The organism is Comamonas sp. B-9 (assembly GCF_000410635.1).
Taxonomy (GTDB): domain Bacteria; phylum Pseudomonadota; class Gammaproteobacteria; order Burkholderiales; family Burkholderiaceae_C; genus Comamonas.
Genome location: NZ_KE148668.1, coordinates 53101 through 58878, shown reverse-complemented (window position 1 = coordinate 58878; position 5778 = coordinate 53101). Strand labels below are relative to the sequence as shown.

Genomic DNA, 5778 nt, shown 5'->3' with positions numbered 1-5778 from the left:
GCCGAGGCAGCAGCGGCCTCTGCATCGGCACCCTCCTGGGCTGCCGGCTCTGCTGGCTGCTCCGCATCCGCAGGCGCTGCCGCCGCTACGGCTGCCGCATCTGCTGCGACCGCTTCTGGCGCGGCTGCCTTTGCTGCAGCGGCAACAGGCTCGGCCGCCACCGGGGCTTGCTGGGCCTGCAGCGCTTGCTGCAAACCATCGAGCGCGGCCTGGATCTGGGCGGCATCGCCGCTGTGGTTGGCCGCTTCGAGCGCCTTGGAGGCATCGAGCACGGCCTGGTCGCGGGCGCTCAGCTGGTGCTGCACACGTTCGCGCTGCTGGGTCTTGCGGGCAAAGGCTTCATCGAGGGGCTTGCGGAACGCATCCCAGAGCTTTTGCTCATGGCGGCGGTCCATCGGCACGGACTGGGCTTCGGTCTGCCACTGGCGCTGCAGCTCGCGCACGGCGTCAATATTCAGGTTGGGCGCAGCGGCCAGCTCCACGGCATGGGCCACCATGGCCTCGCGGCGCGCAATGCTCTGCTTCTGGGCTGCATGCAAAGGCGCAGAGGCCTCGTGCAGCGCGGTCTTCCAGGCCTCTTGCAGCTCGGCATAGGCCTTTTCGCCCACATGGCCACTGGCGCGCCAGCGGTCGCCAAACTGGAACAGGTCGCGCTGAATGCGCTTCCAGTCGGTCGATGGCTTGTGCGCCTCGACCCAGCCCTTGAGCTCGGCAATCAGGGCCTCGCGCTCGGCGCGGTGCTTGGCACCCTCTTCGCGCACCTTGGACAGCCAGACCTCGACATGCTTGTAGGCCGCGTTGCAGGCCTCATCAAACTTCTTCCACAGCGCATGGTTGGTGGGGCCGCTTTGGTCGGCCTTCTTCCAGTCCTCGCGCAGCTGGCGCAGCGCTTCTTGCAGCTTGCGGCCGCCCAGCTCCTGGCCTTCGGGGCGGGCGAGCAGGCCCTGGGCCTTGGCCAGCAGTTCTTCGCGCACCTTGTCGGCGCTCCAGCGTTGCCAGCCTTCGAGTTCACCGGCGGCGATCAGCGCGGTATTGACCTGCGATTCCAGGTCCTGGTCAATCAGCTTGCCGTGCTGCTTGAGGGCAGCGCGCAGCTGCTGCGCCGCGCTGGATGCGCCCTTGCCATGGCCTTCGGCCGTGTGGGCCTGCAAGGCCTTGAGCGCTTCTTGCACCGCATGCTTGGCGCGCTTGGCTTCCTGCGGGTCGGCAGCGGGCTTGGCGGCAGCAGCACGGGCGGCTGCTTGCTCCACCTCGGTGGGCAGGCCGCGCCCGGCGCGGATCTCATCGGCCCAGACCGGCACCGTGGGCAGCGGTGCTTGCGCATCTTCAGCGGCAGCCAGGGTTTGCTTGAGGGCCGACTGGAACGCATCCCAGACCAGCAGCAGCTGCGACTTGGAGGCCTCGAGCATGCTCGGGTAGCGCGCTTCGACGCTGCCCCAGCTGGCATCGCCTTCGAGCACGGCGGCCTGGTCCTGCCAGTGCTGCACATCGGTGGCCAGTGCCGTCTCGGCAGACTGGGCATCCTTGTAGGACTTGGTGGAGAGCACTTCAACGCGCTGGGCCAGCAGCACGGCGGCCTCGCGCTGCACCTGCACGCGGTGCTGCAGGTCTTCAATCGTCTTGATGCGGTCGGCCAGCTGGATCTTGAGCGCAGCGAGCGGCTCGCGCGACAGCGGCGCGCCAGCCTTGGCGGCGTCGCGCTGCCAGGCCAGGGCATCGGCAATGTTCAGCTTGGAGGCGCCCAGCAGCTTCTCGGCCTTCTCGGCCCATTCCGCGGCGATGGCTTCCTGGCCCTTGGCGCGGCGCATCTCGTCCATGCGCTCACGGATGGCCTTGGCAGCACCCTTGTCGCGGGCAGACAGCTCCTTGAACACTTCCTGCAGCTGCTCGGCACCCGGGTTGGTTGCCAGCCATTCGCGCACCTTGGCTGCACGCTCACCCGAGGTGGCAGCCGAGAAAGCACCACCGGTGACGCCATCGAGGGGATGGGGGGCAGCGGCCGCCTTGGCGGGTGCGGGTGCGGGCTCAGGGGTTTCGGGCGTCTTGTTGCGCGAGATAAAGGGGAACATGGAGTCAGTTCAGTCGTAAATACGGCCTGCATCGCAGCGCAATGCAGCCATTGGCACATAAAAAAGAGGGAGGCCGGCCCGAGGGAGTCTCTGCGAAACTGCCTAGCCTGCATCCAGGTTGCTATTTTGACCCGGTTTGGCGTGGACTCCAAGCACACGGGCATCGCTATAAGGTAATTCAACCCAAGCATGGCCAAAAACAAAGGGCTGGCGCCCTGCGGCCCAGCCCTTGTTCAATGGCCTGTCAGCGCTCAGCGCGGCGCCAGACTGAGCTCGGCATGCGGCGTCCAGTCCTTGTCCTCGCCAAAGCCTTCGGTCTTGGCATTGCCCAGGAAGAGGCGTTCGAGCTTGACGCCCTTGCTGGCCAGGTAGTCACGCACCGTCACGCCCCGGGCCAGCGCCAGCTCGCGCATCGCATTGTCGGGCACGCTGATGCTGGTCAGCAGCAGGGTTTCCATCTCGGCCACCGGGATGTCGCTGGCCATACCGACGAGGTTGCGCGGCTTCTGGATATCGGCACGTTTGTACACCTCCTTGAGCAAGGCGGGGTACTCGGCAGCGCTCACGGCCTGCACGTCTTCGGGTTTGCCACCGGCGCGCACCGCGCTGCGGCGCTTTTGGGCCAGCACCAGGTCGTCGATGCGGGCCTTGCGCCAGCCGTCCTTCTCGCGCTCCAGGTCGGCCTGGCCGGCAACGGTCAGCTGTAGCGCCGGCCGGTCCTCCAGCGCCTTGGCCACCTTGTCCAGGCTTTGCTTGCTGTCCGCATCCAGCACCGCACTGCCGGGGGCAAAGGGCACATGGCTGGCTTCGCTGCCACCACCAAAGGCGCCCGAGAGCAGCGCAAAGGGCGAGGTCACTGCCTTCATGATCAGGTTGCCAATCACCTTGAAGATGATCGGCGCCAGGCGGAACTGCGGATCGTTGAGCGAGCCGCTGATGGGCAGGTCCAGGTCGATCACGCCATTGCGGTCAGCCAGCAAGGCCACAGCCAGCTTGACCGGTAGGCTCGCGGGCGCGCCCTGCACCGCATCGCCAAAGGTCAGCTGGTTGAGCACCAGCTTGTTGCTGGCCGTCAGCAGGCCCTCGGGCGTCACGTCGTACTGCACGTCCACACTCATCTTGCCGCGCTCGATACCGTGGCCGGCGTACTTGATGCTGTAGGGCGTCAGCGGCGACAGCTCCAGATCGCGCACCTTGCCATGGATATTGAGCGCCAGCGGCTTGACCAGCGGGTTGAGCTTGCCGGTGATCTCCAGCGACGCGGTGCCTTCTGCCTTGCCGCGCAGCTCCAGCTCGGCCAGTTGCAGCTGGCCGGCCGTTGGCTCGGACGAGAACGCACCCATGCGCCCGGCCAGCTCGGACAGGTCGGCCGAGTAGTTGGGCCGCACAAACTGGTCGCTGAACTTGACGGTACCGCCGGCGAGCGTGATCGGGCCCATGTCGATGACCGGGCCGGTGGCGGGTTCGGGGCTGGTGGGCGCAGCCGGTGGGCTGACCGCTGCAGCACCCGATGCCTCGACCACCACGCCTTCGGATGGCGCGGCCGCATCGCCAGCGCCCGCAGCACTGCTGCCGCCCAGGTCCTGCAGATTGAGCTTGCCGTTCTCCTGCACCACGAGGCGCGCATAAAAGTCGGTCAAGGCCGTCTCGCCCACTTGCACTTTCATGCGCTGGCCCGGCACCATGTCCACGACCAGGGCGCGCAGGCTCAGCAGCTTCCAGTTCAGCAGGTCATCGCCCGCCCCCATCAACCCAATGCCCAAGGTACCGGTACCCCGGTTGGCAGCAGCTGCAGCCGCCTTGCGGCCAGTCTCGCTCGCGCCATTGCCGTCGTCGTCGCCAGCATCATCACCGCTGGCCGGCGCTGCGGCGGCCACCAGGGGGCGCACGCGCACATCGTCCAGCCCGGCATCGCCCTTGACATGCAGCACTGGCCCCTTGTCCGATTGGGCATAGTCCACCGTGCCCCGGAAGTTGGCATCCGCCCGTACCAGGCGCACCGGCAGCAGGGCCGCCGCATAGGGCTCAAAGGCGTGGATGGGCAGCTGGCTCACATTCAGGCGCCCCACGGCCGACACCGGCGCCAGGCCCAGGCTGCCGTCATAGGCGATGCGGCCGGGCTCGGCGCGGCCACTGCCAATCCGGCCTGAGAGCTTGAGCGGCGAGGGCTTGGCCTTGGTCGCCAGCGGCGCATAGTCGCGCAGCTCCAGATCCCAGCCGGTCAGGCGAAAGGCGACCTTGCGGGCGGTCGATTCATCCTGGAAGGCCAGCTGGGCACCCTTGATGGCGACCAGGTCCAGCTGCACATCCCAGGGTTTGCTGGCTGCGCTCGTCGATGCCGGCTTGCGACCATCGGCTTTGCGGGCCTGCGAGGCCACCAGCCAGTCCTCAAACATCATGCGCCCGTCCTTGGCGCGCGAGACACCGAGCACCGGCTCGACCAGTTGCACCGAACCGAGCTTGACCTGCTGGGCTTCGGTATCCAGCACGGCATCCTTGACCAGCAGCTGGCGCAGCTCCAGCAGGTTGTTCTTGCCTTTGAGGCCGATGGCAGGGCCATGGGGCGGCGCGCAGTTGGCCTTGCTGTTGCACTGCAGGGCCACGTCCGACACGCGCATCTGCGCCAGCGCCACCTTGAGCGCCGCGCCCTGGCGGCTCAGGTGCATCTCACTGTCTATCGTGCCCAGCAGGCCCGGCTCGATCACCCCGGTCAAATAAGAAGCCCCCAGCTGCAGCGGCAGGCCCGTGGTGCTCACATCCACCTCGGCCATCTGGTCGGTCGCCTTGCCCGAAAACACCAGGCGGCCGGTAGACGGCACACCCTGGGCACCCGACAGCCCCGACGAACCCTCAAAACTGAAAGGTTCCTTGAAGGGCCAGGCAATCTGCTGGGCCTCCATGCTGAAGTCATCGAGCTGTACGCGCGCAGGCAGCGGCACGCTTTCATCGACCCAAACCCCCTTGAGGCGGCTGAGCTTGAGCGCATCGACCCGCACCGACCAGGCAGCTTGGCCGCTGCTGGCTTGGCCTATGGATGCGCCAGTTTCGGCAGCGACTGCCTGAGAGTCCGCGTTGTCGGCCTTGTCAGCCTTGTCGTCCTTGGCTTCGGGGCTTGCACCATCTGCACTGGCCACGGAGGTTGCAGGCTCCGCCTTGTCTGCGGTGGCAGCGGTGTCTGTGGGCTTGGCGGCCTGCGGGGCATCCTCAGCCCGGCGCGGCAGTGCCTGGCCCTGGGCATCGAGCAGGCTCAGCTGGCCATTCTTGCCCCGCTTGAGCGACAGCTGCGCGCCATCGAGCGCCAGCTGGGCGATATGCACCTGCCCCAGCAAGGGCTGCACATCGGCCAGTTGCACATCCAGCCGCTCCCAGCCCAGCAATTCGCCGCCGGCCGCGTCGTGCAGCTGCACAGCGCTGGCATACACCTCGCCGCTCAGGCGCACCTGCGTCTTGTCCTGCTGCTCAAAGGCCAGTGCCAGGTCGGCATTGAGCACGCCAGCCACCAGCTTGACGGGCAAGGACGCGGGGATATAGGCCAGATAGGGCTGGAGATCGAGGTCCTTGATCGCAAACTTGGCCTCGGCCTTGCGGTCATCGGCAAAGGGCGTGGCCTCGGCATGGCTGGCAAACTGGCTGCCATTGAGCACAAAGGCCAGTTGGGGCAGCACCTTGATCTCGCGCTTGGATTCGAGGTTGCTCAGAAAAGGAATGC

Annotated in this window: 2 protein-coding genes; both read right to left on the bottom strand. The window is 67.0% G+C overall.

The genetic code is table 11. The features are described 5' to 3' along the window. On the bottom strand, nt 1-2069 hold a 2069-nt coding region (locus H928_RS0123720; protein ID WP_021028727.1), incomplete at its 3' end, for a DUF349 domain-containing protein. A gap of 251 nt (nt 2070-2320) precedes the next feature. Continuing rightward, nucleotides 2321-5778, bottom strand: a 3458-nt coding sequence (locus H928_RS29605; RefSeq protein ID WP_158400633.1) for a DUF748 domain-containing protein, incomplete at its 5' end; no start/stop codon positions are given.